This is a genomic window from Mesorhizobium sp. M7A.F.Ca.AU.002.02.1.1 (assembly GCF_003998535.1).
Taxonomy (GTDB): domain Bacteria; phylum Pseudomonadota; class Alphaproteobacteria; order Rhizobiales; family Rhizobiaceae; genus Mesorhizobium; species Mesorhizobium ciceri.
In genome coordinates, this window is the sequence record NZ_RZPB01000633.1 from 1 (window position 1) to 3,537 (window position 3,537).

The 3,537-nt window shown below is 61.3% G+C and carries 2 protein-coding genes and 1 pseudogene; all 3 read left to right on the forward strand.

Features of this window, described 5'->3' with window-relative positions:
* Nucleotides 1–455 precede the first annotated feature (455 nt).
* The 3 genes and pseudogenes from gatB to EN879_RS28295 all read left to right on the forward strand — a co-directional run bounded on the left by gatB (nt 456) and on the right by EN879_RS28295 (nt 3,313).
* Nucleotides 456–1,954: pseudogene (gene gatB / locus EN879_RS28285) on the forward strand (Asp-tRNA(Asn)/Glu-tRNA(Gln) amidotransferase subunit GatB).
* Nucleotides 1,955–1,958: 4 nt separating this feature from the next.
* Nucleotides 1,959–2,453 (forward strand): GNAT family N-acetyltransferase, encoded by a 495-nt coding sequence (locus EN879_RS28290; RefSeq protein WP_063168096.1) that lies wholly within the window; start codon nt 1,959–1,961, stop codon nt 2,451–2,453.
* 161 nt (nt 2,454–2,614) lie between these two features.
* Nucleotides 2,615–3,313 carry an AIM24 family protein gene (locus EN879_RS28295; RefSeq protein ID WP_027160398.1) on the forward strand — a complete coding sequence of 233 codons (699 nt, stop codon included), beginning with the start codon at nt 2,615–2,617 and terminating at the stop codon, nt 3,311–3,313.
* Nucleotides 3,314–3,537 lie beyond the last annotated feature (224 nt).

Sequence of the window (3,537 nt, forward strand, 5' to 3'; positions counted from 1 at the left end):
CGTCCGCCCTGCGCGAGCAGGTGCAGGATGCGCTGTTTCCACAGCGCCGCGCGTCCTCTTGCACGCGCAAAGGACGCTGTGGCACTTATGATTTGGCGCATGATCCTTTCCGAAAATCGATACCGATTTTCGGGGTCATGCGCTGCGCGAAATATCCATGTGAGAGTTTTCCGGGAAAACAAAAAATGCCGCCGCCGCGAAGCTTCGCGGCACGGGGTTTCAGGTTTTCTGCCCTGCCTCGCCAGGAGGTCAGGGCCTTACCGGGACTGAGCGTAAGTGGACATCCACTCTCCATTGGAATGGACCTCCCATAGGCGAACGCAGCTGAAAAGGCCAGTCCGCGGCTTTGCGCTTGTGTTTTTTGGGCGCTTGTCTCTTTTGGCGGTTTGCACTAGCGAAGTTGCACACCAAAGTGTGCGAAACGCATTATCCGCAGTTCCAATACGCAGGCCACCATGTCCCTCATCGACACCCGCACGCCCGACGCCAAGCGCCTTGTTTCCGGTGCCACCGGCGACTGGGAGATCATCATCGGCCTCGAGGTCCATGCCCAGATTACATCGGAAGCAAAGCTGTTTTCCGGCGCCTCGACCGCTTTCGGCGCGGCGCCCAACGCCAATGTCAGCCTGGTCGATGCGGCGATGCCCGGCATGCTGCCGGTCATCAACGAGGAATGCGTCAAGCAGGCGATCCGCACCGGCCTTGGGCTGAAAGCGCAGATCAACCACAAGTCGGTCTTCGATCGGAAGAACTACTTCTATCCAGACCTGCCGCAGGGCTACCAGATCTCGCAGTTCAAGCAGCCGATCGTCGGCGAGGGCACGGTGATCGTTTCCGTTGGCCCCGATCGTCAGGGCGAATTCGAGGACATCGAAGTCGGCATCGAGCGGCTGCATCTGGAGCAGGATGCCGGAAAGTCGATGCACGACCAGCATGTGACCATGTCCTATGTCGACCTCAACCGCTCCGGCGTGGCGCTGATGGAGATCGTCTCCAAGCCCGACATGCGCTCGGCCGACGAAGCCAAGGCTTATGTCACCAAGCTGCGCACCATCGTGCGCTATCTCGGCACCTGCGACGGCAACATGGACGAAGGTTCGATGCGCGCCGACGTCAACGTTTCGGTGCGCAAGCCGGGCGGCGAGTTCGGCACGCGCTGCGAGATCAAGAACGTCAACTCGATCCGCTTCATCGGCCAGGCCATCGACTACGAGGCGCGCCGGCAGATCGCCATTCTCGAGGATGGCGGCAAGATCGACCAGGAGACGCGGCTGTTCGACGCCGTCAAGGGCGAGACGCGTTCGATGCGCTCCAAGGAAGAGGCGCATGATTACCGCTACTTCCCCGATCCGGACCTCTTGCCGCTGGAATTCGACCAGGCCTATGTCGATGCGCTGGCCAAGGAATTGCCGGAACTGCCAGACGACAAGAAGGCGCGGCTGATCGCGTCGCTCGGCCTGTCGGTCTATGACGCCTCGATCCTGGTTTCGGAAAAGCCGATCGCCGACTATTTCGAGAAGGTGGCCGCCGGCCGCGACGGCAAGCTCGCCGCCAACTGGGTCATCAACGATCTGCTCGGGCAATTGAACAAGGCCGGAAAAGACATTGAAAACGCTCCGGTTTCCCCCGAGCAGCTTGGCGCGGTCATCGATCTGATCAAGGACGGCACCATTTCCGGCAAGATCGCCAGGACCTGTTCGAGATCGTCTGGAATGAGGGCGGCGATCCGCGCCAGCTGGTCGAGAGCCGTGGCATGAAGCAGGTCACCGACACCGGCGCCATCGAGAAGGCCGTAGACGAGGTGATTGCAGCCAACCCCGACAAGGTCGAACAGGCGCGCGCCAAGCCGAGCATGGCCGGTTGGTTCGTTGGCCAGGTGATGAAGGTGACCGGCGGCAAGGCCAATCCACAAGCGGTCAACGACCTCGTCAAGACCAAGCTGGGCATCGAGTAGCGCGGTGTTTGTCCGCACCGCAGGTGAACGTGATCTGACGGCCATCCGGGCGCTGCTGGTCGAAACCTGGCACACGACCTATGACGCGGTCTATGGCCCTGATCGGATCGACCGGGTCATCGAGGATTGGTGTTCGCCGGCGAAATTGAGAGCTAGCCTTGAGCGGCCGAATGCCGAATTCCTGGTCGCCGACGACGGCAAGCGCATCGGCGGCGTCGCCTATGCCGAAAGCGTCGAAGGCGGCACCGTGGTCGACCTGCAACAGCTCCATGTCGCACCCGACCTGCAAGGCCGGGGCATCGGCGGGATGTTGCTCGATGAGGTGATCGAGAATTTTCCGGAAGCCCGCTCTCTACGCATCGAGGTCGTGGAGCAGAACAGGCGTGCGGTCGCCTTCTATCTGGCCAACGGCTTTGCCGAGATTGGCCGGGCCGACAATTATGGGCCGGCGCAGTCCGGTATTGCTGCGTTGATTCTTGAGCGGATGCTGACCGCCTGAGCGCTCGATGATCGCGCGATTGCATCACGTTGTTGCGAGTGGACCCTCGAGCACACGGCTTTCATTTGACGGCGCAAATATCGAGCGCAAAGCTGTGGCCGCTGACCCCAGCCATGATCGGTGTTTGACCGGTGGCATGCGAGGCAGCTTGGGGAATCGTCATGCCAAGCTTGCCGGAACTGATGCCGACACAGGTGTCGGACGAGACCTTTGGCGGCGTCACCTATCATATAGCGGGCGAGCTGGTGCCGGTGCTTTCGGTCGATGTCACGCGCATGCCGGTCTATTTCGAGCACCACATCCTTTTGTGGAAGAATTCCACCATCACCATCGGCCTGAAATCGCTGAAGGGCGCGCTGAAGCGGATGATGGCCGGCATGCAGATCTTCGTCACCGAGGCGTCGGGGGCGGGCATCGTTGCCTTCAGCCGCGATGGGCCGGGCCACATCGTGCCGATCCATCTCAGGCACGGCGAAGAGATCCAGGTGCGCGAGCACCAGTTTCTCGCCGCCACCGGCAATGTCGACTACACCTTCGAACGGGTGCGCGGCCTGGCGACGATGCTGTTCGGCCAGAGCGGCTTTTTCATCGACCGCTTTCGCGGTGATTCCGGCGATGGCATCGTCTGGCTGCACGGCTATGGCAACGTCTTCGAAAAGACGCTCGCCGCCGGCGAAACCATCGACATCGAACCAGGCGGCTGGCTGTTCAAGGATGCCTCGGTCAGGATGGAGACCAAGATCGATCGCCTGTCGAGCGGCTTCTTCGGCGCCAACATGAATTTCATCGTCAACCGATTCACCGGACCGGGCCGTGTCGGCATCCAGTCGATGTATCTGCATATGCCGACGGAGGAATAGTTCGGCGAAGGCCACTGGCGGGCAGCAATGGCGGCCGCGACCCGGCCATGCGTCATCGCGGCGTTTGCCGTGCCGGCTCACCACGGATATGCAAGGGCCATGACCAAATTGTTCCGCACTGCGGCGCTGGCGCTGCTCGCCATCATCATTTTCGCGACCTTGTCGCCGATCCAGATGCGGCCGCATCTCGCTGAAGCAAATGTCGAGCGTGCCTTGGCTTATGT

Excerpts from the sequence above, each read along its gene's own strand:
- EN879_RS28295 (WP_027160398.1), top strand. The coding sequence starts at position 2,615 with ATGCCAAGCTTGCCGGAACTGATGCCGACACAGGTGTCGGACGAGACC.